This is a genomic window from Pseudomonas sp. GL_093 (assembly GCF_057837605.1).
Map to the genome: position 1 here is coordinate 3,561,089 of NZ_CM174448.1, position 25,578 is coordinate 3,586,666.

The 25,578-nt window shown below is 59.1% G+C and carries 23 protein-coding genes; 14 read left to right on the forward strand and 9 right to left on the reverse strand.

From position 1 onward, the window contains the following. Window positions 1–33: 33 nt before the first annotated feature. From AC3IUE_RS16380 to AC3IUE_RS16415, 8 genes are all read right to left on the reverse strand, one after another. Window positions 34–528: a cupin domain-containing protein gene (locus AC3IUE_RS16380; RefSeq protein WP_489262932.1), complete on the reverse strand. Its 495-nt coding sequence runs from the start codon at window positions 526–528 to the stop codon at window positions 34–36. A gap of 210 nt (window positions 529–738) precedes the next feature. Continuing rightward, complete coding sequence (locus tag AC3IUE_RS16385) at window positions 739–1,668, reverse strand: LysR family transcriptional regulator (protein ID WP_140678827.1); 930 nt, start codon at window positions 1,666–1,668, stop codon at window positions 739–741. 87 nt (window positions 1,669–1,755) lie between these two features. After that, a complete protein-coding gene (locus AC3IUE_RS16390) occupies window positions 1,756–2,790 on the reverse strand; it encodes a branched-chain amino acid ABC transporter permease (RefSeq protein WP_489262933.1) in 1,035 nt (344 codons plus the stop codon). Continuing rightward, window positions 2,790–3,653, reverse strand: a complete 864-nt coding sequence (locus tag AC3IUE_RS16395) for a branched-chain amino acid ABC transporter permease (RefSeq protein ID WP_348123800.1) — start codon at window positions 3,651–3,653, stop codon at window positions 2,790–2,792. The genes AC3IUE_RS16390 and AC3IUE_RS16395 overlap by 1 nt, the downstream gene beginning before the upstream one ends. Window positions 3,654–3,655: 2 nt before the next feature. Continuing rightward, complete coding sequence (locus AC3IUE_RS16400; RefSeq protein WP_489268864.1) at window positions 3,656–4,348, reverse strand: ABC transporter ATP-binding protein; 693 nt, start codon at window positions 4,346–4,348, stop codon at window positions 3,656–3,658. A gap of 20 nt (window positions 4,349–4,368) precedes the next feature. Then, window positions 4,369–5,094 carry an ABC transporter ATP-binding protein gene (locus AC3IUE_RS16405; protein WP_489262934.1) on the reverse strand — a complete coding sequence of 242 codons (726 nt, stop codon included), beginning with the start codon at window positions 5,092–5,094 and terminating at the stop codon, window positions 4,369–4,371. A gap of 25 nt (window positions 5,095–5,119) precedes the next feature. Further along, window positions 5,120–6,430: an ABC transporter substrate-binding protein gene (locus tag AC3IUE_RS16410; RefSeq protein WP_489262935.1), complete on the reverse strand. Its 1,311-nt coding sequence runs from the start codon at window positions 6,428–6,430 to the stop codon at window positions 5,120–5,122. Between the two features lie 106 nt (window positions 6,431–6,536). Further along, window positions 6,537–7,883 carry an outer membrane beta-barrel protein gene (locus AC3IUE_RS16415; protein WP_489262937.1) on the reverse strand — a complete coding sequence of 449 codons (1,347 nt, stop codon included), beginning with the start codon at window positions 7,881–7,883 and terminating at the stop codon, window positions 6,537–6,539. A 298-nt stretch (window positions 7,884–8,181) separates the two neighbouring features. Here AC3IUE_RS16415 and AC3IUE_RS16420 point away from each other — a divergent pair, with 298 nt between their 5' ends. From AC3IUE_RS16420 to AC3IUE_RS16450, 7 genes are all read left to right on the forward strand, one after another. Further along, complete coding sequence (locus tag AC3IUE_RS16420; protein WP_489262938.1) at window positions 8,182–10,569, forward strand: DUF3772 domain-containing protein; 2,388 nt, start codon at window positions 8,182–8,184, stop codon at window positions 10,567–10,569. Between the two features lie 963 nt (window positions 10,570–11,532). Beyond that, the gene (locus AC3IUE_RS16425; RefSeq protein WP_046047038.1) at window positions 11,533–12,309 is read left to right on the forward strand and encodes an ABC transporter substrate-binding protein; all 777 of its coding nucleotides are present in this window, start codon (window positions 11,533–11,535) and stop codon (window positions 12,307–12,309) included. A gap of 90 nt (window positions 12,310–12,399) precedes the next feature. Next, the gene (locus AC3IUE_RS16430) at window positions 12,400–13,089 is read left to right on the forward strand and encodes an ABC transporter permease (RefSeq protein WP_046047037.1); all 690 of its coding nucleotides are present in this window, start codon (window positions 12,400–12,402) and stop codon (window positions 13,087–13,089) included. Window positions 13,090–13,103: 14 nt separating this feature from the next. Then, window positions 13,104–13,802: an ABC transporter permease gene (locus tag AC3IUE_RS16435; RefSeq protein WP_489262939.1), complete on the forward strand. Its 699-nt coding sequence runs from the start codon at window positions 13,104–13,106 to the stop codon at window positions 13,800–13,802. 8 nt (window positions 13,803–13,810) lie between these two features. After that, on the forward strand, window positions 13,811–14,923 hold the full coding sequence (locus tag AC3IUE_RS16440) for a succinylglutamate desuccinylase/aspartoacylase family protein (protein ID WP_489262940.1): 1,113 nt from the start codon (window positions 13,811–13,813) through the stop codon (window positions 14,921–14,923). A gap of 18 nt (window positions 14,924–14,941) precedes the next feature. Then, window positions 14,942–15,706, forward strand: a complete 765-nt coding sequence (locus tag AC3IUE_RS16445; RefSeq protein ID WP_489262941.1) for an ABC transporter ATP-binding protein — start codon at window positions 14,942–14,944, stop codon at window positions 15,704–15,706. Window positions 15,707–16,000: 294 nt separating this feature from the next. Beyond that, window positions 16,001–16,921 carry a MurR/RpiR family transcriptional regulator gene (locus tag AC3IUE_RS16450; RefSeq protein WP_489262942.1) on the forward strand — a complete coding sequence of 307 codons (921 nt, stop codon included), beginning with the start codon at window positions 16,001–16,003 and terminating at the stop codon, window positions 16,919–16,921. Window positions 16,922–16,932: 11 nt separating this feature from the next. On the opposite strand, the gene AC3IUE_RS16455 is transcribed toward AC3IUE_RS16450, so the two are convergent. After that, window positions 16,933–17,856: a helix-turn-helix domain-containing protein gene (locus AC3IUE_RS16455; protein ID WP_489262943.1), complete on the reverse strand. Its 924-nt coding sequence runs from the start codon at window positions 17,854–17,856 to the stop codon at window positions 16,933–16,935. 161 nt (window positions 17,857–18,017) lie between these two features. Here AC3IUE_RS16455 and AC3IUE_RS16460 point away from each other — a divergent pair, with 161 nt between their 5' ends. The 7 genes from AC3IUE_RS16460 to AC3IUE_RS16490 all read left to right on the forward strand — a co-directional run bounded on the left by AC3IUE_RS16460 (window position 18,018) and on the right by AC3IUE_RS16490 (window position 25,576). Then, window positions 18,018–19,376 (forward strand): glutamine synthetase family protein, encoded by a 1,359-nt coding sequence (locus tag AC3IUE_RS16460; RefSeq protein WP_489262944.1) that lies wholly within the window; start codon window positions 18,018–18,020, stop codon window positions 19,374–19,376. Window positions 19,377–19,525: 149 nt separating this feature from the next. Continuing rightward, window positions 19,526–20,614 carry a polyamine ABC transporter substrate-binding protein gene (locus AC3IUE_RS16465; protein ID WP_461998479.1) on the forward strand — a complete coding sequence of 363 codons (1,089 nt, stop codon included), beginning with the start codon at window positions 19,526–19,528 and terminating at the stop codon, window positions 20,612–20,614. Further along, a complete protein-coding gene (locus AC3IUE_RS16470) occupies window positions 20,611–21,912 on the forward strand; it encodes an NAD(P)/FAD-dependent oxidoreductase (protein WP_489262945.1) in 1,302 nt (433 codons plus the stop codon). Before AC3IUE_RS16465 ends, AC3IUE_RS16470 begins: the two co-directional genes overlap by 4 nt. Before the next feature lie 200 nt (window positions 21,913–22,112). Beyond that, window positions 22,113–22,709 (forward strand): paraquat-inducible protein A, encoded by a 597-nt coding sequence (locus AC3IUE_RS16475; protein ID WP_056746019.1) that lies wholly within the window; start codon window positions 22,113–22,115, stop codon window positions 22,707–22,709. Next, window positions 22,706–23,362 (forward strand): paraquat-inducible protein A, encoded by a 657-nt coding sequence (locus AC3IUE_RS16480; protein ID WP_489262946.1) that lies wholly within the window; start codon window positions 22,706–22,708, stop codon window positions 23,360–23,362. Before AC3IUE_RS16475 ends, AC3IUE_RS16480 begins: the two co-directional genes overlap by 4 nt. Beyond that, window positions 23,343–24,998, forward strand: a complete 1,656-nt coding sequence (locus AC3IUE_RS16485) for a PqiB family protein (protein WP_056746015.1) — start codon at window positions 23,343–23,345, stop codon at window positions 24,996–24,998. The genes AC3IUE_RS16480 and AC3IUE_RS16485 overlap by 20 nt, the downstream gene beginning before the upstream one ends. Before the next feature lie 17 nt (window positions 24,999–25,015). Beyond that, entirely contained in the window at window positions 25,016–25,576 is a 561-nt protein-coding gene (locus tag AC3IUE_RS16490; protein ID WP_489262947.1) for a PqiC family protein, read from the forward strand. Window positions 25,577–25,578: the final 2 nt, after the last annotated feature.

Here is a 25,578-nt window from a genome sequence, read left to right on the forward strand (position 1 = left end):
TCTTGTTGCTTTTATTAGATGGGAAGGCGGTGATCACTTGAAGCAGATGTCGGCCCACTTCTCGACCGATAACGGCCCCTTGATGGTCTGCTGCAGGATCACGCCGGGACGGCTGGCTTCGAAGCGATACGCCGTGCCGGTCGGCAACAGGCACTGGTGACCACGCTTGAGCAGCACGTAACCCATCGGTTTGCCCGCCGGGACTTCACCGGCCAGCTGAGTGCCCTCGCTGTCTTTCAATGGCGCATCGAGCTTGAGGAAGTCCACGCGAACTTCGCCGTCCATGACGATGGCGAATTCGTCGTGCGCCGCTGTGTACCAAGGCGACTGCCCTTCGGCGCGCAGGGTTTCAATGACGTAGCCAAGATTGAGACCGACGACGACTTTTTCATAAGGAAGGGAGTTGTCCGCCACTTCGAAAATATTCGAAAAGGCGTAATGACTGGCCTGGCCGCTGATGATTTCAACCGACCCTTTGCTGTAGTTATCCAGCGAGCCGAAGACCGTTTCGATTGCCGCGCTACTCATGGTTTTCACCGTTTTGTTGTTGTAGTAACAGTGAGTCAACAGTACGTCCCCCCTCCTCCGGGGACAATTAGAGAGCGGGCGACAACAGTGTTCGCGAAACGCAAACACTGTAGGAGCTGCCGCAGGCTGCGATCTTTTGATCTTGCTTTTAAAAATCAAAAGATCGCAGCCTCGTTTCACTCGTCAGCTCCTACAGGGACCGGCTGCTGCTCAGCGTACCCAGCCACGCTCCAGCAAGGGTTTGTCCCAGCACGGTTCGTCACCGAAGTTTTCCACCAGGAAGTCGATCAGCGTGCGTACTTTCAAGGCACGACGCTGGGTGGCGGGATACACCGCGGAGAAGTTGAAAGATGACAAGGCGTACTCCGGCAGTACCGGAATCAGTCGACCGCTGAGCAGGTCATCGCTGGCCACCAACGTCGGCAAACAAACAATGCAGACCCCGGTCGACGCGTAGTCGCGCAGCAAATGAACCGAATTCGACCGTACCTGCCCCGGCAGGCTCAGCTCCACCTGCTCGTGCTCGCCGGTGAAGATCCAGCGGTTGCGTGACGGATAGCCTTCGTACAAGGCGATTTTGTGTTGCAGCAGCTCCTGCGGATGCTTGGGCACACCGAACTCGGCGGCATAATCGGGTGACATGCAGAACAACCGGCGAACGCTGAACAACTTGCGTTCGATCAGGGTTTCCGCCATCGGCGGGAACATCTGGAACGCCACATCGAAACCCTCTTCGATCGGGTCCACCACCCGGTCATTGACGATGACGTCGACTTCAATGTCCGGGTACAGCCGCGTGAACTCGGCGAGCATTCTGCCGAAGTGGCCGATGGCAAAGCCTGGCAGCATCTGCACGCGCAATTTGCCGGTGGGTTTGGCGCGCAACTCGCGCATGTGTTCAGTCAGCGAGTTGAAGCTCGCGACCATGTCCGCGCATTCCTTGTAGTAGGTCTCGCCCACTTCGGAGAGCCGGACGTGCCGCGTACTGCGGTGGAACAGCGGCGCATTGATGAACTGTTCCAGCTGTTGAATGCGGTGAGTGATCACCGACCGGGTCACGCCCAATTGCTGGGCCGCCTTGGCGAAGTTGCCGGTTTCGGCAACACGCACAAAGGCTTCGACACTGAGTAAACGATCCATGGGGCAGGTTCTCTGGATGTTTTTGTTCTTATAGGAACAGCGAGGTTAGCCTGTCGGCACCCCGCACTCCACATCCCTGGCAACGCGCTATTTGTGGTTCTGAACAGACAACCGTCGCTGCATGGGGAAAACCTGCCAGCCCAGGCGTTCACTGATCAGCCCCCACACCCCTTGCGGCGCCTTGAGCATCATCACCACCGCGACCACGCCGAGGATGATCATGTACACGGCGCCGTACTGCGCCAGGCAGCCGCGCAACACAAAGTAAATCAGCGTGCCGATCAATGGCCCCTCCAGCGTGCCGATGCCGCCGATGATCACGATGAAGATCACCACCGCCGTCCAGTCCTGCAGGTTGAACGCCGCGTCCGGTGAAATACGCAGTTTCTGCAGGAAGATCAGCGCCCCGACCACGCCCGTGCAACCGGCGGCCAGCACGTACACCATCAACTTGGTACGGAAGGTGTTGACCCCCAGGCTGCCGGACGCCGGCTCGGAGTCGCGAATCGACGCCAGGGCCAGGCCCTGTCGCGAACGCAGCACAAAAAACACCACCGCCACGGCGGCAATGGCGATGGCCAGCGCGGTGAAGTAGATCAGCATCTCGCGCTCGTCCCGGTCATTGCCGATCTGCCGCACAATCGCCGCCGGCAGGCTTTGCCCGGAACCGCCGCCGAGGCTACTCATCTGCGCCAGACCCAGGCGAAAGACTTCTGCCACCACCCAGGTGCCAATGGCGAAGTAGGCACCGCGCAGCCGAAACACAATCAAGGCTGTGGGAATCGCCAACAGCGCGACCAGAACACCCGAAAGCAGGACCGCGAACAACGGCGGAATACCAAGCCGGGTGGCCAACATAAACAGCAGATACCCACCCAGACCGACGAACGCCTGCTGCCCGACCGAAACCATGCCCGCGTAACCCGCCAGCAGGTTCCACATTTGCGCCAGCGCCAGGTAGTAGGCGAACTCCACCACGAGCCGCAAACTTGAGCGGTCCGCCCAGAATGGTGCACTGATCAACACCAACACACAGACGCCCAGCAATGACAGCCCGACCATGCTGCTGGTGGTCGTCCGTTGTACGCGATAGTTGAGCGCGGGATTGTTCAAGGCATTCATCAGTCGACACTCCGGGGGAACAGGCCACGCGGGCGCACGACCAGAATCAGCAAGAACACAAGATGACCGGCGAGGATTTGCCAGCCAGGATCGATTTTTGCGCCCAGCGCCTGGGCGACGCCGAGAATCACCCCGCCGGCCAGGGTGCCCCACAGGCTGCCCAACCCGCCGATGATCACCGCTTCGAAACCGTACAAGAGACGCGCCGGCCCCACGGTGGGGTCGAAGCTGGTGCGAATCGCCAGAAACACCCCGGCAATCGACACCACAGCCATCGCCAGCGCCATGGCCAGACCGAAGATATGCGCGTTGTTGACGCCCATCAGCCGCGCGGTGTGCTGATCATCGGAGGTAGCGCGAAATGCCCGGCCCAGAGCGGTTTTGTAGAACAGTAATTGCAAACCACCGATGATCAGCAACGCACTGCAAAACACGATCAGCGGCATGACGCCCACGCTCAAACTGCCGAAGCCGACACTGGCGACTTCAAGATCACCCTGAGACAGCTTTTGACTGTCTGCGCTGAAAAACTCCAGTAGCACGTTTTGCACGATGATCGACAAACCAAAGGTCACCAGCAGCGGCGGCAGGATGTCCTGGCCAAGCGTTCGGTTGAGTAACAACCGTTGCAGCAGGTAGCCGAAACAGAACATCAGCGGCACCACCACCAGCAAGCTCGCCAACGGGCTGAAGCCCAGATGATTGACCACCATCAGCGCCAGGTACGACGCCAGCACGATGAAGTCGCCATGGGCGATATTGACCAGGCGCATGATGCCGAACATCAGCGACAGCCCCACCGCGAACATCGCGTAGAGGCCACCCAGCAACATGCCCTGAAGCAAAGTATTGAGCCATTCCATAACTAGATCCCGAAATACGCGGCTTTGATTTGTGCTTTGTCCGCGTCCCCAGGGCGGCCGGTCAGGGACACGCGCCCTTCCTGGAAGCAATAGAAACGGTCGCAGACACTCAGCGCCTGATTGATGTCCTGCTCGACGAGAATCACCGTCGTGCCGTCAGCCTTGATCGAGGGCAGCGCGGCGTAGATGTCCTTGATCGTGGTCGGCGCCAGGCCCAGGCTGATCTCGTCGCACAACAGCAAATGCGGGTTGGCCATCAAGCCCCGGCCTATCGCAACCATTTGCTGCTGACCGCCGGACAGCGCGGTGCCGGGGCGCTTGCGCAGTTTTTCCAGCACTGGAAACAGCTGATAGATCCGCGCCAGCGTCCACGGGCCGGGGCGTTTGCTGTAGGCGCCGATCAACAGGTTTTCCTCGACGCTCAGCGAAGGAAACAGCTTCCTGCCTTCCGGCACCAAGGCGATTCCACGTTCCAGCACCTGATTGGCCGCCAGGTCACCAATCGCCTGGCCCTTGAAGGTGATGGCGCCGGGCTGGTTTTTGATCAGCCCGGCCAGCGAGTGCAGGAACGTCGATTTGCCCGCGCCGTTGGAGCCGATGATCGCCACGGTTTCGCCCGCCTCAAGGGTCAGGCTGATATCGAACAGGGCTTGAAAGTCGCCGTAGCCGGCACAGAGATTTTCGATGGACAACAGGTTTGAAGGGGTCGACATGTTCAGCTCCCGATGCCCATATAAATGTCCTGGACCCTGGGGTCGTCCATCACGCTGCGCGGTTCGCCTTCGGCCAGTTTGGCGCCGAAGTTGATCACCGTCAGACGGCTGACGACCGCCAGCAAGGCATGCACGATGTGTTCGATCCAGATGATGGCGACGCCAGCCTTGTGAATGCCCTGAATGGTTTCCACCAGCGCCAGGCACTCCGGTTCGGTCAGGCCACCGGCGATTTCATCCAGCAACAACAGCCGCGGTTGGGTCGACAACGCGCGGGCCATCTCCAGACGCTTGCGGTCGAGCAATGTCAGCGAGCCGGCCAGGACGTTGGCCTTGCGCATCAGCCCCGTCAGTTCCAGGGTCTGCGCGCACCATTGGCTGGCCTCCTTGTCGCGCAATCGCGCCCCGAAGGTCGCGCCGACCAGCAAGTTCTCGAACACCGTCATTTTCACGAACGGATGCGGGATCTGATGGGAGCGGCCAATGCCTTGCTGACAGCGCTTGAACACCGGCTCGCGGGTGACGTTGCGACCTTCGAAATGGATCGTGCCGCTGTCGGCTGCCACGCCCCCGGCGATCAGGTTGAACAGCGTGCTTTTACCCGCGCCATTGGGACCGATGATGCCAAGGGCTTCACCCGGTTGCAGGGTCAGGCTCATCGCGTCCGTGACCTTCACCGAGCCGTAGCTTTTGTGCACATCGTTCATTTGCAGAAGTGGCTGTTGCATGGTGCACCCGTTTCTTTTCGAGCAATCAGTACGTAATGGCCTGCATGTCGCCGCCCAGCGGAATCGCTGGTGCGGTGGCATTGCTGGTCACGACCAGGTCGTATTTGTTGTCATTGCCCAATCGCCATTGGCCGCTGACCAAAGGTGTTTTGGCGACGTTCTTCACCGGTCCATTTTTCCAGCTGATCGGCCCGACAATGGTGTTGAGGTCGGTCTTGAGCAAGGCATCGCGTACCGCATGCGGGTTACCGATTTCTTCCGTGCGCTTGAGGATGTCCACCGCCAGTTCGAACAGGGCATGCACGAAACCCAGCGGTTGAGTCCACTGCTTGCCGGTCGCCTGAGTGAAGCCCTGGGCCAACTGCCCGGCACTGGCGCCCGTCAAGGAAGAGCTGAACGGGTGCGTCGGGCTCCACCAGATTTCGGTCGACAGGTTGTTGCCGGCCTTGCCCAGCGCTTCGACCGCCGTGGGAAACAGCAGCGCCTTGCCGACCGACACCGCTTTGGGCTTGAAGCCCTGCTGGCGCGCCTGGGTCCAGAAGGTGGTCAAGTCAGGTGGAATGACCACGCCGGTGACGATCTCGACGTCGGCCTTTTTGAACGCGGCGATCTGCGCCGAGAAATCGTCGGTCAAGCTTTGAAAGCGGCCGGGGTCGACCACTTGGAAACCCTTCTGCGCCAACACCGGTGGAAAGCCGAGTTTCGGATCGCCCCAGGCATTGCCGTCGCCATCGTTGGGGAACAGACCGCCGACCACCTTGTTGGACGGCATCGCGCCCCACATGGCGCTGTAAGTGCCGATCACATCCTCCAAGCCCCAGAAGAAGTGATAAGTCCACTCGAACCCCTGATCCGGCTTGCCACCGCGGGTAAAGAACCACGGCTGCCACGGCGCCACCGTGGAAATACACGGAATCTCGTTGATTTCGCATTGGTCGGAGACCGGGTTGGTGGTTTCCGGTGTCGACGACACCAGCATCAGGTCGACCTGATCAGACAGGATCAGCTCGCTCGCCACTTCCGCTGCGCGATTAGGGTTGGACTGGCTGTCTTTGACGATGACTTCCAGGCGATACGCCTTGCCGGCTACGTTGATGGAGTTCTTCAACACCTGCTTGAGCGATTCGATGATGTAGTTGTCGGCGGCCGCAAAGGGGGCCAATGGCCCGGTCTGCGGGCTGACATAACCGAGTTTGATCACCCGCTCGCTACCCAGCGCAAAGTTGAACGGCAAACTCGCCAGCGCCATACCGCCGGCAGCAACGCCTGTGCTGCGCAGGAAATCACGGCGCGAGACGTCGCGGCCATACAGGTTTTTATCGTTGTTGTCTGTCATGTAGTACTCCAATGCGGCTGCTTGCCGGCAAAGTCCGGGCGAACAAAGTCGCAGCGTGTGGGCTGAGCCAGCACGCAGGGTCAGGTGCTTTGCGAAAGTGGGCGGTTTAGAAAAAGAAGCTGACGTCGAAGGACGCGACCAGTTGCGAGTCCTTTTGCCCATCGGCGTAGGCATCGCGACCGGGGCCGGAATGGATGTCGTAGCGCAATTCCGGTCGCAGGCGCACGTTGAGGGTCGGCGTCCAGGCCAGGTTGGTGGTCACACCGTAGAAACTGCCCCAGGTCGGGTCGGGAATTCCGGTGTGCGGGTCGATGTTGGCCATCATCACGTGCACCGGTGCATCGGTGTAGAACCACTCGGCGCGGCTGTTCCACATCAGGGTTTCGCTGACTCGGTGATACCAGTTGATATCAGTGCCGTACCAGGTGGCATCGTTTTTGTTGGCAAACCCGGCGAAAGCGCCCTGCTCCTGCTTGCCGTAATTCAACTCCAGCGCCACACGGTTATTCGGATCGAGCACTTGCGACAGGGTCAAGTACGAGGCCAGGCGCTTGTAGTCGTCGTCCTTGGTGCCGGCCGGCAATGGCGAACCACAACTGCAGTCGGCGAAGCTGTCACCGGCACCGTTGCCGTAGATGTTTTCCCAGTCGATCCAGGTGGTGAAATCCGCCGAACGCCAGCGGACGTTGGCGATCACATCCGGGTCATGGTTGGGGTCCTGCAGGTTGTTCCAGCCCTGCACCACGCCCAGTTCGAAGCCCAGCATGCTTTCCCCGGGCGCCGAGGGCAGTTTGAACGAGTACAGCGCCCCGGCATGCTTGGCCGGGCCGTGCATAAAGGAATAAGTGTGCGAGTAGAAGTCGCTCGGTGCCGGGGATGGCAAGGCGAAGCCGATTTCATTTTCCAGCGGCGTGTGGAAAATCCCGATCATCAAGTCGGAACCGCCAAGTACAGGGAAGTAAAAATCGACATACGCCTGAGCGACGGTGAAGGCTTCGTCTTCGGCCTTGTTGTCGCGATTGACACTCAGGTCTTCGTCCCAGCCGTAGGTCTTGAAGAAGCGTGCATCCTTGCCATACAGCGCCGTGACATTGAAACCCCAATCAGCCTCTTGCGGCATGGGCCCGGGAAACGGTCCGACACGACCGATCACATTGCTCTTGGGTTTCTTTTCCACGGCCAGCGCGAACTGGTTGAGGTTTACGCCTTCGTCGGAAGTGAAGAAGCTCTGTTTGCTGACGTCATCCGTGCCGTTGTTGTTGTAGCTCACACCCACCTGGCCCCAGCCGTAGACCTTGATGCCATGCTCACGCTCAAGGCTGTCGCCAAACACCCCGCGAACCAGCGAGCCCATCGGGTCTTCCGCGGCCGATGCCATTGAGGGAAATACAATGCCGGCTCCCAGAACGGGACCGAACAGGGTTGCGGCACATGCCCATGTACGAATACTCATACCGGTGTTCCTTATTTTTATTAGGCGCCAACCCCCCGTAGGGGCATCAGGCCGACAGCAAGGTATGACGTGAAGGTGTCTGTCTTGAAAAGCCCTGGCTCGGGCTCCACTCGATCTTTGGCAGATCGTAGTGTTCGGCGTATTGCAGGCTACAAGCCCATCACTACCCCAACAATTCCATTCTCGGCGACTTCAGTGTTCGCGTATTCAGAACAATCGCGCGCATCGCAGAACTATTTTTCGCGCCAGCACACGCCATGACCTAACCTGAATGGCTAAAGCCGCTGGAGGCATGCCTATGCGTCCCGCATTGAAATTACTCATATTCGTTGTGTTCGCGCTGATGGGGGCGAACATCGGCGAGCTGTCGGCGGACGAACTACCCAACACGTCAAGCAACGGTGAGGCCAGCGCTACCGCTACGGTGTCAAAAAGTGATCTGGAAGCACTGCAATCAAGGCTGGACAACCTTAAACAGCAGGTGTCGCTGACCAGTAATTACTCCCAGTTGGTGGGCTTTCAGGACAACGTTCAGTTGCTCTTCAGTGATGTGGACAAGTTGGCGGCGCTGTTACTTCCCGAGCAGGCGCAATTGCAAGCACAACTCAGTGTGCTCGGGACGGCGTCCGCCATCAGTCTTGCCGCGGAAAAGTCCGATATCGTGAAACAGAGGTCCTATCTCACCGCACAAAAAGACAAGGTGGATAACGATCTCAACATACTGCTGGCCATCAAAGAAGGCGCGACTAACCTCATCGCCCAGATTGCCAGCATTCGGCGTACCCAACTGGAAACCGAACTGGCCCAGCGCACCGCCAGCTTCCTCAACCCCCGGTTCTGGTTACCGCTGTTTTCTCCACTGGAGGAGGATAAAAACCGTCTGAGTTTTTTGATCGACCAGTGCAACAGTGTCATCCAGTCCGTCTGGCAACCCGGCCGGCGTGCCGCGACCGTCACGTTGTTATTGCTGGCCCTGGCCTTCTGGACGCCGGGGCGAAGACTGGCTGAACGTGGTTTGACATGGATCTGTATCCATCGAGTACCGGAAGGTCGCCTGCGCAGAAGTTCATTGGCGATAGCGACGGTAGTTGCCACGATGTTGAGCGCAGGTTGCGCAGTACAGCTCATCTCCGCGGCGGCTACCCGGCTTCAACCATTGCCGCAACCACTGCAAGGTTACTTCGACGATGTCGAGAAAGTCGCTTACGCCTGCGCCCTGATCATCGGCCTGAGCCGGGCCCTGCTGTCAAAACGCAATCCCTCATGGCGGTTGCCTGGCATCGCCGATGAAGTAGCACTTGCAATAAGCCCTTTTCCGGCGCTGTTGGCCGCTTCAATGTTGATACTCATCTCACTGGTACAAGTCACCAATGCGACGGGTATGAGTACGCAAGTGGTTCTGTTCAGCCGGGGCGTCGTGTCATTAGTCGTCATCATGATTATCGGTGCGCTATTGCTGCGCGTCAGTAGAACCCGCCGAGCGATGGTCATTGCCGGGGAACACCCTGAGTCAGGTACTACGCTGGCGGGGCTGATTTATACCGGCGTCAGTATCGCCGTGTTGATCTCGATTTTTGGCCTGCTGATCGGTTACATCTCCCTGGCCCGGTTCATCACTTACGAAATTGTCTGGCTCTATATCGTTATTGCCAGCTTCTATTTGCTGACGCAGTTGTTCAGGGACTTGTGTGATTATCTGTTTTCGCCAAAGCACCCCAGCGGCAAAACGATCAAACAGCTGCTGGGTATCGGCGACGTACGGCTTGAACAAATCGAGGTTGTTGTGGCGGGTATTGGCCGAGCGGCCTTACTCCTGATTGCCGTGATTACAACGATTGTGGGGGGGATTGGAGCGACCTTTGGCCAACTGACTGACAGGGTTTCAGCGATCCTCGGCGGCGATGGCCTGCGCAAGCTGAATATTATTCCGGGCAATCTGTTGAATGCGATCCTCGCGCTGTTGATCGGTATTTACCTGATTCGATCGCTGCGCAGATGGCTGGATAACGAGTTCCTGCCGAAAACCGATATGGACCCCGGCATGGGGGCTTCGCTGAGCACCCTGTTCAGTAATATCGGCTACGTACTGGTCATTCTGCTGGCGTTGTCTTCATTGGGCGTCCAATGGACGAATCTGGCCTGGATCGTCAGTGCGTTGTCGGTGGGGATCGGCTTCGGCCTGCAGGAGATCGTCAAGAACTTCGTGTCCGGGTTGATCCTGCTCACTGAGCGTCCGGTCAAGGTCGGCGACTTGATCAGCATCAGCGGGGTCGAAGGTGATATCCGGCGGATCAATGTCAGGGCTACCGAGATACAGCTCAGTGACCGCTCGATCGTGATCGTGCCCAACTCGCAGCTTATTTCCCAGAACCTGCGCAATGTGACCATGGGCGGTAGCGCTCAAGGGGTCGCCACCCTCGAGCTGGTGTTCCCTCTGGATATCGACCCCGAGCAAGTCAAAACCCTGCTGTACACCACCTATTGCGAACATGAAACCATCCTCGACAAACCCTCCCCCGTTGTTCGATTCAGCAACCTGAGCCCTGAAGGCATCACCCTGACCATCACCGGCTATGTCAGCAGCCCAAGGATTGTCAGCACGACCAAGAGCGATCTGCTCTTTGAGATCCTGAAGCGATTGAGTGCGGCTGGCATCGAATTGGCCAAGCCGGTCCCTCCTGCGTAATGCCCATCAATAGCCTGATGCTGTTCACTTAAGGTTGTTGGGGTACATATCCGTTTCTGCGGTGATGGCTGCTGGCGGTTTCGCTTTTACAGCGAGTCACTTGGAAAAGCCCCAAGTAACCAAGGGCTCCTGCCCCGCCATTCGGTGCCTCGCCTAGGCTCGGCATGCCCTCACTCCGGCATTGCTCCGGGGGCCCGCCGCCATCGGCCATCCATGGCCGGGGGCGGCTACCGCGGCATCCTTGCCGCGGTGCCCCCTGCGCAACGCCTGCGTTCGGCCTCTGGGAAAGGGGCAACAGATCAAAATCAAAATCAAAATCAAAAGCAACGGCGACGGCAAGATCAACAGCTTCGCGAGCAAGTCGAATCGTCGCACCGCCGCTCCCACATAAAGCAGATCGGCGTACAGCTTTTGCTTCTCACCACTCAACAGGCCGAGCGTTAGCTCGCCTGCAGCTTTTGATCTTGATGCACCGCCCCCTCGAGAGGCCGAGTGGAGGTTCTGCGCAGTGGGCAACCCGGCATGGATGCCGGGTTAGCCGCCCCCGGCCATGGATGGCCGATGGCGGCGGGCCCACGGAGCAGGACCGGAGCGAGGGCATGCCGAGCCTAGGCGAGGCACCGAACGAAAGGGGCAAGAACCCTTTGGTTACTTTGGGGTTCTTTTCCAAAGTGACCCGCCGTAAGGGCGGAACCCTAAGCAGCCGCTACCGCAGAAACGGATATACACCCCAAGCTTAAGTGAACAGCATTACATCGATAGCCTGCCTGGCGCCTGAACATGTTCGTGATCACACAGGATCGCTGTGATTTTTTGCGCCATCGAATGACACGCTTATTTTCATAGCATTGCATTATGAAATAAAACATGTCATTTATAGCCACACAAAATCATCAGGACTGATCCACCGTGCCAGATCGGATGGCCTGTACCACCCCAACGCCCCTCCAAGGAGTCAACAATATGAACAAGACAGAACTTCTAGGTGCTCTGGCACTGTGCGCCGCAAGCTTGCTGGCACACGCCGACGAAGACAGCCTGCGTATCGGTATCGAAGCCGCCTACCCGCCCTTCTCTTTCAAGACGCCAGAGGGCAACGTCAGTGGTTTCGACTACGACATCGGCAACGCCCTGTGCGAAGAAATGAAGGTCAAATGCGAGTGGGTCATCCAGGAATTCGACGGCATGATCCCATCGCTGAAAGTGCGCAAGATCGATGCCGTGCTGTCGTCGATGTCGATCACTGAAGACCGTATGAAGTCGGTCGACTTCAGCAAAAAGTACTACCACACGCCGGGCAAGTTCGCGATGAAGGCCGGCAATGTGATCAACGACCCGCTGGTTGATCTCAAGGGCAAGAAAGTCGGGGTGCAACGCTCTTCGACCTACGACCGTTTCGCCACCGAGCAGCTTGAAAAAGCCGGGGTCGAAGTGGTGCGCTACGGCTCACAAAATGAAGCCTTCCTCGATCTGGCGTCGGGTCGACTGGACGCGACGCTCGCCGACATCGTCAACACCGACGAGAGCTTCATCAAAACGCCAGCAGGCAAAGGCTTCGCGCTGGTTGGACCGGACATCAGCGACCCGAAATATTTCGGCCGAGGCGCCGGGATCGCAGTACGCAAAGGCGACAGCGTGAACGTTGCACGTCTGAGTACAGCGATCGACGCCATCCGCGCCAATGGCAAGTACCAGCAAGTGATGGCCAAGTACTTCGCGTTCGATATCTACGGCGAATAAACCTTACCTGAAACCCTGTGGCGCCGGCCTCTTGCGGGCGCTTTGGGCTCGTCTCGCGCGCCTTTTGGCGCTCGTTTGAGGAACTTCATCATGCTTCACGGCTACGGATCGAGCATTCTCGATGGCGCCTGGCTGACCATTAACCTGGCCCTGACCTCCATGAGCATGGCGATTGCTTTGGGTCTGATCGGCGCGGCCTTTCGGCTGTCGCCACTGAAATGGCTGGCGATGCTGGGCGAAGGCTACACAACCCTGATTCGCGGTATTCCTGACCTGGTGTTGATCCTGCTGATCTTCTATGGCGGCCAGGATTTGGTGAACCGCATCGCCTTGGCGCTCGGTTACACCCGCTATATCGACATCAACCCCTTTATCGCCGGCGTCTGCACCATGGGCTTCATTTTTGGCGCCTATCTGTCAGAAACTTTTCGCGGTGCGTTTATGGCGATCCCTAAAGGTCAGGCCGAGGCCGGCGTGGCCTATGGCATGAGTGGCGGCCAGGTGTTCTGGCGGATTCTGGTGCCGCAGATGATTCGTTTCGCCATCCCGGGGTTCACCAACAACTGGTTGGTGCTGACCAAATCCACCGCGCTGATCTCGGTGATCGGCTTGCAGGACATGATGTTCAAAGCCAAGAACGCAGCGGACGCCACTCATGAGCCGTTTACGTTTTTCCTCGCGGTGGCGGCGCTGTATCTGATGCTGACCAGCGTGTCATTGCTGGTGCTGCGCTATCTGGAAAAACACTACTCGGTCGGCATCAAAGCCGCCGAATTGTGATTGGGAGCAACCCCATGATTCTCGACTACAACCTGATCTGGGAAAACCTGCCGCTGTATTTCAATGGCGCCTTGTTGACCCTCAAAGTCCTGCTGATTTCCCTGGCCTTCGGCCTGGTGCTGGCGATTCCGTTGGCATTGATGCGGGTATCCCGATCGCCCTTGATCAACGTCCCTGCGTGGCTCTACACCTACGTGATTCGCGGCACGCCGATGCTGGTGCAATTGTTCCTGATCTATTACGGCCTGGCGCAGTTCGCAGCGGTACGTGAAAGCGCGCTCTGGCCGTACCTGTCCAGCGCAACCTTTTGTGCCTGCCTGGCCTTTGCGATCAATACCAGTGCCTATAGCGCGGAACTGCTGGCTGGCAGTCTGAAGTCCACGGCCCACGGCGAGATCGAAGCCGCCAAAGCCATGGGCATGTCGCGCTTTACTCTGTACCGCCGCATTCTGCTGCCGTCGGCCTTACGCCGGGCGTTGCCGCAGTACAGCAATGAAGTGCTGATGATGCTGCAAACCACCAGCCTGGCATCGATTGTCACGTTGGTGGACATCACCGGGGCCGCGCGTACGGTCAGTGCGCGGTTCTATCTGCCGTTCGAGGCGTTCATCACTGCCGGCCTCATCTACCTGGCCCTGACCTTCATCCTGGTTCGCCTGTTCAAGCTCGCCGAGCGTCGCTGGCTGGCGTACCTGGCACCGCGCAAGCACTAAGGAATTTTATGAAGCACATTCAATACCTGTTGCCGTGGAGTGCCTCGGGCACTGAACGCAAGCTGTCGCTGTTTCGTTTTGGCAGCGGGCCGCGCAAGGCCTACATTCAGGCGTCCCTGCACGCCGACGAGTTGCCGGGGATGCGCGTGGCGGTTGAACTCAAACGACGTCTGCGGGTGCTGGAAGAACAAGGCCGACTGACCGGGGTGATCGAGCTGGTGCCGATGGCCAATCCGATTGGCATCGCCCAGATGTTCCAGGCCACCCATCAGGGGCGCTTTGAGTTCTCCAGCGGGAAGAATTTCAATCGCGATTTCCCTGAATTGACCGAAGCCGTGGCGACGCTGCTGGAAGGAAAACTGGGAGACGATGTCGACGTCAACACCGCACTGATCCGCCGGGCCATGGTCGATGTCCTCGCCGACATGCCACCACCTATGTCGGAACTCGATGGCTTGCGCCGCCTGTTGCTGCAACATGCCTGTGACGCCGATGTGGTGCTGGACCTGCATTGCGATTTCGAGTCGATCATGTTGCTTTACGCCATGCCGCAAAACTGGCCGCGCTTGCGTTCGTTGGCCGCTCGACTCGGTGCCGGCGCCGCGCTGCTGGCCGAGGGTGCGGGCGGCAGTGCCTTCGATGAAGCCTGTGCGATCCCTTGGTTGCGCTTGGCTGAGCTGTTTCCTGAAGCCGATATTCCGTTGGCCTGCGTGGCCACCACCATCGAGTTGCGCGGCATGGCCGACACCGAACGCGAACAATGTGTCGATAGCGCCGAGGCCATTCTTGGCTATCTCGCCGAACAAGGCCTGATCAGCGGTGACTGGCCAGCAGCGCCAACGACCTGTTGTGAAGCGACGCCATTCGCCGGCGCGCAGTACGCCTATGCGCCGCACCCGGGGGTGGTGAGTTTTCTGCAACCGCTGGGTGCCCGGGTCAGGGTGGGCGATCCGCTGTTCGAAGTGCTGGATCCGCTGACCGATCGCCACAGCATCGTGCGCGCCAGCACCGACGGCATCCTCTATGCCCGAGAACGCCTGCGCTTTGCCCAGCCCGGTTTGTGGCTGGCCAAAGTCGCCGGCACCCGCCTTATTCGCCAAGGTCGCTTGCTCAGCGACTGATTCCAGAGAATAAAAACCATGTACAAACTTGAAGTTCAGGATCTACACAAAAGCTACGGCAGCCACCACGTGCTCAAGGGTGTGTCCCTGGAGGCGAAGGCCGGCGATGTAATCAGCCTCATCGGCTCCAGCGGCTCGGGCAAAAGCACTTTCCTGCGCTGCATCAACCTGCTGGAGCAGCCCAACGCCGGCAACATCGTGCTCAACGGCGAACAATTGAAACTGGTGACCAACAAACTAGGCGGGCTCAAGGCCGCCGAACCCAAGCAGCTACAACGCATGCGTTCGCGGTTGTCGATGGTGTTTCAGCACTTCAATCTGTGGTCGCACATGAGCGCCCTTGAAAACGTCATGGAAGCGCCGGTGCATGTGCTGGGCATAAGCAAAAAAGAAGCCCGGGAAAAGGCCGAGCACTACCTGAACAAAGTCGGCGTGGCGCACCGCATGGACGCCTGGCCGGCTCATATGTCGGGCGGCGAGCAGCAGCGTGTGGCGATTGCCCGCGCGCTGGCCATGGAGCCGGAAGTGATGCTGTTCGATGAGCCGACCTCGGCACTCGATCCCGAACTGGTCGGCGAGGTGCTGAAAGTCATGCAAGACCTCGCCCTCGAAGGCCGCACTATGGTGGTCGTGACCCACGAAATGGGTTTTGCCCGCGAGGTTTCCAATCAACTGGTGTTCCTGCACCAAGGTCAGGTCGAAGAACGTGGCGACCCGCGCGAAGTGCTGGTCAACCCGCAGTCCGAACGCCTCCAGCAGTTTCTTGCCGGCAGCTTGAAATAACCCACCCGGCCAATGCAGCGCATACTTTGTAGCAGCTGGCGAAGCCTGCGTTCGGCTGCGCAGCAGTCGTAAAACCTGACCGCGAGGTAGTCCTGAAGAACCGCATTGCCTGATTTCACGACTGCTGCGCAGCCGAACGCAGGCTTCGCCAGCTGCTACACGGACTGCGTTACGGCTTAACTGACTGGCATTCCGACCCTTGGCAAGCGTTGCACACCAACGGTTGGCTTCGGATACACTCCAGCCAACCTTGTGCCCCCCCTTCTCCAACCCTCAGGAAATGTTGAGCCGGATATGCCGACCCCATCGAAAAACACCACGGTCTATGCCGCACCGGTTATGCGCAAACTGGCGGAGATCGTTGGCGATTTGCAGCCGTCACTGCGCAAGGTGGCGGACTTTATTCTGCGTCACCCGCTGAGGGCCGCGACGCTGACCATTGAGGAGATGGCCCACGAAACGTCAACCTCACCAGCCGCGGTCAACCGTTTGGCCAAGGCCCTGAACCTGGGTGGTTATACCGGCATGAAGGCCGAACTGGTCGCGACGTTGCAGCAGATGGTGTCGCCGGTCGACAAGCTGCGTAACGAACTGGCACACCGTCCTGGCGGCGCATTTGGCCTGCATGAGCAAATCCAGAGCGCCAGCAGCAACCTCGCCACGGCGGCGACCAACAACCATGCAGACACCTTCGAAGCCTTCGTCACGCGCCTGACCACCGCGCGCAAAATCTACATTCTGGGCTTCGGCAACAGCGTCTACTTCGCCGGTCTCGCCGCCTCGACCCTGATGCCCTTCTGCGCCGACGCCACCGCCATCAGCATGGAGGGCGGCAACGAAAACGCCGCTTACCGTCTGGCCGCGATTACCGATCAGGATGTGTTGTTGGCGATCTCCCTGCCGCGCTATTCCCTCGATACCCTGCAACTCGCCCGTTTCGCCAATGAGCGTGGCGCCACAGTGCTGGCAATCACTGATTCACCCGCCTCGCCGCTCACCAGCATTGCCGAGCACGTGCTGTTTGCTCCCGCCGACCATCCGGTATTGACCAGTTCCAACATCGCGGTGCTCGCCTTGATCGAAGGCTTGGTGGCGGGCGTGATGGCGCGCAACAAGGAAGCCGTCAAGCTGGCGACCGAGCTGACCGAAAGCGTGATGGCTTACCTGCACATGCCGGGCAACAGCAAATCGACGAAAGCCACAAAGCCGCGCTGACGTGTCCGGGCTTACCCGCGACCTGGTGCGCCACAGGGTTTGCGGGCGAGCGTCTGACTGGGAAGTTCGTTGAACAACGCCCGATAACTGCTGGAAAAACGCCCCAAATGCCAGAACGACCAGTGCATCGCCACTTCGGCAACGGTGGTGTCCATCGCTGTGCGGCTGAGCAATTCGCGGCGTGCGCTGTTGAGTCGGCGCAAGCGCAGCCAATGGGTCGGGGTCATCCCGGTATACGCCTTGAACGCATGCTGCAACTGCCGCAACGAAACCCCGGCGACCTGCGAAAGCTCCAGCAGATTCAGGGTTTCCTCCGGGGCATCAGCCGCCCACTCACCGATGCGCTTCATCACCGATCGCTCTTCGGCGCGGCGCTGTAAGCCTCCGCGATCAAGGCACACACACGCGTTGTCGAGGATGTACAGGCAGTCTTCCAGCAACTGCTGGGTCAACGCCTCCTTGCTCGGCGGATCGAGCGTCTGCGCCAGTCGGGTCAATGTCCCGCTGAGCCAGCGACTGAACAACGCGTTCTGCCCCGAGTTCAGTGGCGCCATGAACAGGCCTTCGAGCCTGGCCACGTTCAAACCGTGACGCTGCACGAACTCCGGACCGAACACCACGGCGATTTCCTGGTAGTTCTCCGGGGTGATCCAGATGTTGCGGCTTTCGCCATTCAACACGTAGAGCGCGTTGTCACTGCGATCGAAGCAGAACGCCAGCGAACCTTCGGGCGCGCTGAAATTCTGCTCGACCCGCGTGTTCATCTGTTCCTCGTAAATCTCCACGCCTTGCAGGTCCAGGTAGCGCACGCGCCCGGCGAAATGCCCCGGTGACATTTGTTGGTAATGCTGCACCCAACCCGGCGTGGCGCGGATTTGCTCGGCTACATCGGCGGTGTTGAACGCTTGGACTTGCAGGGGGTTGCACGTTGTCATGGGTGACCTTACGCACTCGTTTGGTGCGTTTTGGTGCTGCTGAAAGTGGATAGATGGAACGTCAAGGCTCGCCCAAGATAGTCGTCAACGCGTCACAGGGGAAGTGTGTGGTGGATGAAACCAGCCTCCCCGGCGTTAATAAAACCAATAACGAGGTCTTTATGAATGTCCCTTTCGATCAGTTGCTCACGTGGCTGAAAGATCACAAGATTACCGAAGTCGAGTGTGTGGTCAGCGACTTGACCGGCATCGCACGCGGCAAAATTGCACCCACCAACAAGTTCCTGCATGAGCGAGGCATGCGCCTGCCGGAAAGTGTGCTTTTGCAAACGGTAACCGGGGACTTTGTCGACGACGACATCTACTACGACCTGCTCGACCCGGCCGACATCGACATGGTGTGCAAGCCCGTCTCCGACGCGGTGTACGTGATCCCATGGGCCATCGAGCCCACCGCTATCGTGATTCACGACACCTTCGACAAGTTCGGCAACCCGATCGAGCTGTCACCGCGCAACGTGCTGAAAAAAGTCCTGCAGCTGTACACCGACAAAGGCTGGCGGCCGATTGTCGCGCCGGAAATGGAGTTCTACCTGACCCAGCGCTGCGAAGACCCGGACTTGCCGCTCAAGGCACCGCTGGGGCGTTCGGGCCGTGCGGAAAGTGGTCGTCAGTCGTTTTCCATCGACGCTGCCAACGAATTCGATCCGCTGTTTGAAGACGTGTACGACTGGTGTGAACTTCAAGGTCTGGACCTCGATACCTTGATCCACGAAGACGGCCCGGCGCAGATGGAAATCAACTTCCGTCACGGCGACGCACTCGATCTGGCCGACCAGATCACCGTGTTCAAGCGCACCCTGCGCGAAGCGGCGCTCAAGCACAACGTTACCGCGACCTTCATGGCCAAACCGATTGGCGATGAGCCCGGCAGCGCCATGCATATCCACCAGAGCGTCGTGGACATCACCACCGGCCAGCCGATCTTTGCCGATGCCGACGGGCAGATGAGCGAGCTGTTCCTGCACCACATCGGCGGCCTGCAAAAGTACATCCCCAAAGTGCTGCCGATGTTCGCGCCGAACGTCAATTCGTTCCGCCGCTTCCTGCCGGACACCTCGGCGCCAGTGAACGTCGAATGGGGCGAAGAAAACCGCACCGTGGGCCTGCGTGTGCCGACTTCAACGCCAGACGCGATGCGCGTGGAGAACCGTTTGCCGGGCGCTGACGCCAACCCTTATCTGGCCATCGCAGCAAGCCTGTTGTGCGGGTATCTGGGGATGGTCGAGCGCGTCGAACCGAGTGCTGCAGTCCAGGGTCGTGCCTATGAGCGCCGCAATCTGCGCCTGCCGATCACTATCGAAGATGCGCTGACGCAAATGGAAGAGTGCGACACCGTTTCGCGTTATCTGGGCAGCAAATTCGTTCGCGGTTATGTCGCGGTCAAGCGAGCGGAACACGAGAACTTCAAACGCGTGATCAGCTCGTGGGAACGAGAGTTCCTGTTGCTCAGCGTCTGAGATCTGCACGGCCCGAGAGGGCCTCATCGCGAGCAGGCTCGCTCCCACAGGGGAATGCATTCCAAATGTGGGAGCGAGCCTGCTCGCGATGAGGCCGAAAGAACACCAAAGAAACTCCGGAAGAATCCAATAACTATAAGAGGTGTCGTATGCGTCTATTGAAATCCGTGGCTCCGGTTGCACTGGCGTTATTGTTCAGCGCCGTTGCGCAGGCTCAGCCAACAGTCAGCGTCTACAACTGGACCGATTACATCGGCGAGACCACCCTCGTCGACTTCCAGGCGAAAAGCGGGATCAAGGTGATCTACGACGTATTCGATTCCAACGAAACCCTGGAGGGCAAATTGCTCGCTGGCCGCACCGGGTATGACGTGGTGGTGCCGTCCAACCACTTCCTCGCTCGCCAGGTGAAGGCTGGCGCGTTCCTGAAGCTCGATCGTTCGCAGCTGCCCAACTTCAAGAACCTCGACCCGAAACTGTTGGCGCTGCTGGAGAAAAACGATCCGGGCAACGAACACTCGGTCCCGTACCTGTGGGGCACCAACGGCATCGGCTACAACGTCGACAAGGTCAAGCAAGTGCTCGGCATTGATCGCATCGACTCCTGGGCGGTGTTTTTCGAACCGGAGAACCTGAAGAAACTCAGTCAGTGCGGCGTGTCGATGATGGATTCGGCCGATGAAGTGTTCCCGGCGATCCTCAATTACATGGGCATGGACCCGCGCAGCGAAAATCCTGAGGATTACAAAAAGGCTGAAGCCAAGCTGTTGACCCTCCGCCCTTACATCACCTACTTCCACTCCTCCAAGTACGTGTCGGACCTGGCCAACGGCGACATCTGCGTAGCTTTCGGTTACTCGGGTGACGTGTTCCAGGCCGCGAACCGGGCCAAGGAAGCCAAGAACGGCGTGAACATCGCCTACGCGATTCCCAAGGAAGGCAGTAATTTGTGGTTCGACCTGTTGGCGATTCCCGCAGACGCCAGCAATCAGAAAGAGGCGCATGCTTTCATCAATTACCTGCTCGATCCGCAAGTGATTGCCAAGGTCAGTGCGTCGGTCGGTTACGCCAACCCGAACCCGGCGTCCAAGCAAGACATGGACCCTGAGCTGGTCAACAACCCTGAGGTTTACCCACCCCAGGCAGTCCTCGACAAGCTCTACATTTCGACCACCCCGCCCCAGGCGATCATGCGTTTGATGACCCGCTCCTGGAGCAAAGTGAAGTCCAACCAATGAACCTGTACAGCAACGAACATGCTCGCTCCTATTACGCGGCATCGGCCAATGGAATGGCGCCCTACCCTACACTGGCCGAGGACCTTGAAGCCGATGTCTGTGTGATCGGCGGCGGCTTTACCGGCGTTAACACGGCGATCGAACTGGCGCAGCGCGGGCTCTCGGTGATTCTGCTGGAGGGCCGACGGATCGGCTGGGGCGCCAGTGGGCGCAACGGCGGGCAGTTGATCCGCGGTATCGGCCATGACGTCAGCGGTTTTGCCCGTCATGTCGGTGAAGAAGGTGTGCGTTACCTTGAGCGTGCGGGCGTCGAATCGGTAGCGCTCGTGGGCAACCGCATTCGTGAGCACGGGATTGATTGCGACCTGCGCTGGGGGTTCTGTGAACTGGCCAATACTAAAGCGCAGTTCGCGGCGTTCAAGGCTGAGCAGCAAGGCCTTGCCGAATCGGGTTACGCCCACGAAACCCGACTCGTCGGGCCGGAGCAGATCCGTCAGCAGGTGGTGAACTCAGGCGTGTATGCCGGTGGTCTCGTCGACATGGGCTCGGGTCACTTGCACCCGCTCAATCTTGTCCTTGGCGAAGCGCTATTGGCTCAATCCTTAGGGGTGCAAATTTTCGAGCAGAGCCCGGTGCTGGAGTTGATCCATGGCAGCACCGTGCAGGTTCGCTGTGCCGGCGGCACGGTGCGCGCCGGCAGTCTGGTGCTGGCGTGCAACGCTCACCTGGAAGAGCTCGAACCTAAGCTGAGCGGCAAGGTTCTCCCGGCGGGCAGCTACATCATCGCCACCGAGCCGTTGACGCCCGAACAGGCAGCGCAATTGATCCCGCATAACCTGGCGCTCTGCGACCAGAAAGTCGGCCTGGATTACTACCGGCTCTCGGCGGACCGACGCTTGCTGTTCGGCGGGGCCTGCCATTATTCCGGGCGCGATCCGGCGGACATCGAAGCTTACATGCGCCCGCACATGCTCAAGGTCTTCCCGCAATTGGCCAACGTGCGCATCGACTATCAATGGGGCGGCAAGATTGGCATCAGCGCCAATCGCTTCCCTCAGGTCGGGCGCTTGAGCCAGCATCCGAACGTGTTTTACGCCCAGGGCTACTCAGGTCATGGCCTGAACGTGACCCACTGGTGCGCAAAGCTGTTGGGCGAAGCGATCCACGTCGGACACAGTCAGGGCTTTGACGTGTTCAGCGCCGTGCCACACATGACCTTTCCCGGCGGGGCGATGCTGCGCTCTCCGCTGCTGGCGCTCGGCATGTTCTGGTATCGCCTGCGCGAACTGCTCGGCTAAAAAACCACGTTGCTGACCCACCGCTTTCGCGAGCAGGCTCGCTCCCACAGGGAAACGCATTCCAAATGTGGGAGCGAGCCTGCTCGCGAAGAACGGTGACGCTGTCTATCAGGCATTTGGCCTTTGGATTTGCTCAATCGCGAGGCGCTTCTATATTGAGGGAGTGCTCTGACTTCCCTGCGTCCTGGCGAGTGCAGCCTATGGCTACGACTGACCCACTGATCATCTGCGAGCACTGCGACTGCGTGTACGAAAAAGTCACGCTCGCCAAACATCAGAAAACCCTGTGTACGCGCTGTGGCGGCGTGCTTCAACGCTATAACGGCCTGACTGTGGAACAACGTCTGGCGTTGACCTTCACCGCGTTGATGCTGTGGATCTTCGCCAACTTCTATCCCGTCATGAGCATCAGCCTCAAAGGCCTGAAAAACAGCGCAACACTCTGGGATTCGGTGCTTGCCCTGAGTCTGGGGCCGATCACTTTCATCGCCATGGTGGCGGCGATCGCGATGATCATCGCGCCGATTTTCCAGTTGTTGCTGCTTATCTGGGTGCTGAGCTTCGCCCTCGCCTCCCGTCGCTCGCCCGGTTTCAGGTTCTGCATGCGCTGGCTGGAAACGCTCAGGCCCTGGAGCATGCTGGAGGTCTGTCTGCTGGGGGCGATGGTCGCGGTCATCAAACTCGCAGGATTGCTGGATGTGCTGCCCGGCATCGGCCTGTTTGCCCTGGCCATTCTCAGTCTGATGATGATCCGCATCGCCGGACGCGACATCCGTGATCTATGGGACATCTTATGAACAGGCCCCCGGTGGCGAGTGAACTCAACCTGTGCCTGTGTCATAGCTGCGGCCTGGCCTGTGACATGACCGATGAACCTCACGAATGCACACGGTGCGGCGCGCCGCTGCATCGGCGCAAAACCAACTCATTGGCCCGGACCTGGGCCTACATGTTCACTGCCCTGGCGTTTTACGTCCCGGCTAATCTGCTGCCAGTAATGAACACCAAGATGGTCGGCAACGGTGCCGATAGCACGATCATGAGCGGTGTAGTCGAGTTCTGGCAGCACGGTGCCTGGGACATTGCCCTGATTATTTTCATCGCCAGCATCGCGGTGCCGGGCATCAAGTTCGTCGCCCTGACGCTGTTACTGGTGACCGTTCAGCGCGACAGCCAATGGGCGAACAAGCAGCGGTCAACGCTGTACCGTTTCGTCGAGCTCATCGGTTACTGGTCGATGCTCGATGTAATCGTGGTCGCCCTGGTGGCTTCACTGGTTAAGTTTCAAGCCCTGGCCGATATCGAACCGCGCCCGGGCATTTTGTTCTTTGGCCTGGTGGTGGTGTTCACCATGCTGTCAGCGATGAGTTTCGACCCACGCCTGATCTGGGATAAAGAGCGGAAAAGCCCACAAAACGAGGAGGTCATGGATGAAGTCGCAAGCCACTGACGGGCCGCAAGCCCCCGGCCAGGCCCCTGTTAAAACCCGTCGTTTCAGCGTTTCGCTGGTATGGATCGTGCCGATCGTCGCGGTGCTGGTGGGGATTTCCCTGGTCGTACACACCATGTTGCAGGAAGGTCCGACCATTACTGTCATGTTCAAAACCGGCAGTGGCCTGACGGCCAACAAGACCGAGGTCAAATACCGCAACGTGGTGATCGGCCATGTCTCGGACGTGGAACTGAGCAGCGATCAGAAGAGCGTCAACGCCACCATCAAACTGTCCAAGCAGGCGGAAAGTTTCACCCGCGAAGATTCGGAATTCTGGGTTGTGCGTCCGCGTATTGGCGCCGGCGGGGTGTCGGGTATCGATACTCTGCTGTCCGGGGACTACATTGGCGCCGACATCGGCCAAGCCGACGCCCGCGCAAAAAACTTTACCGGCCTGGAAAACCCGCCGCCGATTACCTATGGCGAGCCGGGCAAGCGCTTCACCCTGCACACCGATGACCTCGGTTCGCTGGATATCGGCTCTCCGGTTTACTTCCGCAAGATTCCGGTCGGCCAAGTGGTGGCCTACGCCCTGAATGCCGACGGTAAAGGGGTCGATATCGAGATTTTCGTGCATTCGCCCAATGATGCCTACGTGACCGAAAACACCCGTTTCTGGAACGCCAGCGGGATCGACGTGAACGTCGGCGCCAACGGCTTTTCGGTGAAAACCGAATCGCTGTCATCCATTCTGGTGGGCGGTATCGCCTTCCGCGCTCCGGATTACAGTCCCAATGATCAACCGGCCGCAGAGGACAAAGCCTTCGATCTGTTCGAAGACCAGCTAACCGCCCTCGCCCCGCCCAGCGGCAAGGGGCAATTCTTGAGTTTGCGTTTCGATCAGGCCTTGCGCGGGCTCAAAGTCGGTGCACCGGTGGAATTCCTGGGCATCGAGTTCGGCAGAGTCGTGGCGGTCAATCTGGATTTCGACGCGAAAAAGCGCAGTTTTCCGGTCAATGTCGGGATCATGATCTACCCACAACGACTCGGCCAGGCCCACACCAAAATGCTCGAGGTGTTGAAGCATGACCCCAACGACGAAGCCGCTGGCGTACGTTTGATGGGCACCTTCATCGAAAACGGCCTGCGGGCCCAGGCCCGTAGCGGCAATCTGTTGACCGGCCAGCTCTACATTGCGCTCGACTTCTACCCCAAAGCGGAGAAAGTCGTGTTCGATCCGACCGCCCGTCCAGTCTCCATCCCAACCGTTCCGGGCAGCCTCGAACAATTGCAGGAAAAACTGGAGGGCATGGTCAACAAGATCAACCAACTGCCGATCGAGCGCATTGCCGGCAACCTGGACAGCAACCTCGTCGAACTGCGCAAAGGCCTCGCACAGTTCAACGCCAAGACCCTGCCCGGCGTGCAGACCACCCTGGCGGACGTCAGCAAGACGCTGCAATCGGCCAGTTCGACCTTGGCCGAAGACTCGCCGCAACGCGAACAATTAGGTCAGACCCTCGACGAGCTCGGGCGCATGTCGCGCTCCTTGCGTGAACTCTCGGATTACCTGGGACGGCATCCGGAATCGCTGATTCGCGGTCGTCCCGACAATGCCGCGCCGATTGACCTGCAGGGGCCGCCGCGCAAATGACCACAGGAGCATCACTCATGGTTTATCCGCTGAAGATCAGCTTGGTCACTGCATTGTTGCTACTCGCCGCGTGCCGCAGTGAGCCGATTCAATTCCACACCCTGACCCCGGCCCAACCGAGCAGCAATTCAAGGACCAGCACTGCGGATATCCAGATCGAGAGCCTCAGCGTCCCGCCTCAGGTCGACCGCCCGCAAATCGTTATTCGACAGGGTAACAGCGGCCTGGCCATCCTCGAAACACAATGGTGGGGCGCGAGCCTGTCGGATGAATTGCGCACTGCCCTGGCGGACCAACTGGTCAACAGTAATCCCCAGCGCAAAATGTCGGTGCGCCTGGACGTGCAACGGTTTGACTCGATCCCCGGCCAATACGCGCTGATTGACGTCAAATGGCGCCTGCGCAACCTCGGCGAAAGCGATAACGCGCTGGTCACGTGCCGAAGCACTTTGCAAACACCTTCAGGGCCGTCCATCGATGAACTGGTAGCGGCTCAGCAGAGCAACGTCAAGCGCTTGGCCGCGTTGATCAGTCAAGCCGCTGCCGGAACACCGAGAGGCTGTCCATCGGTTCAGTAAAA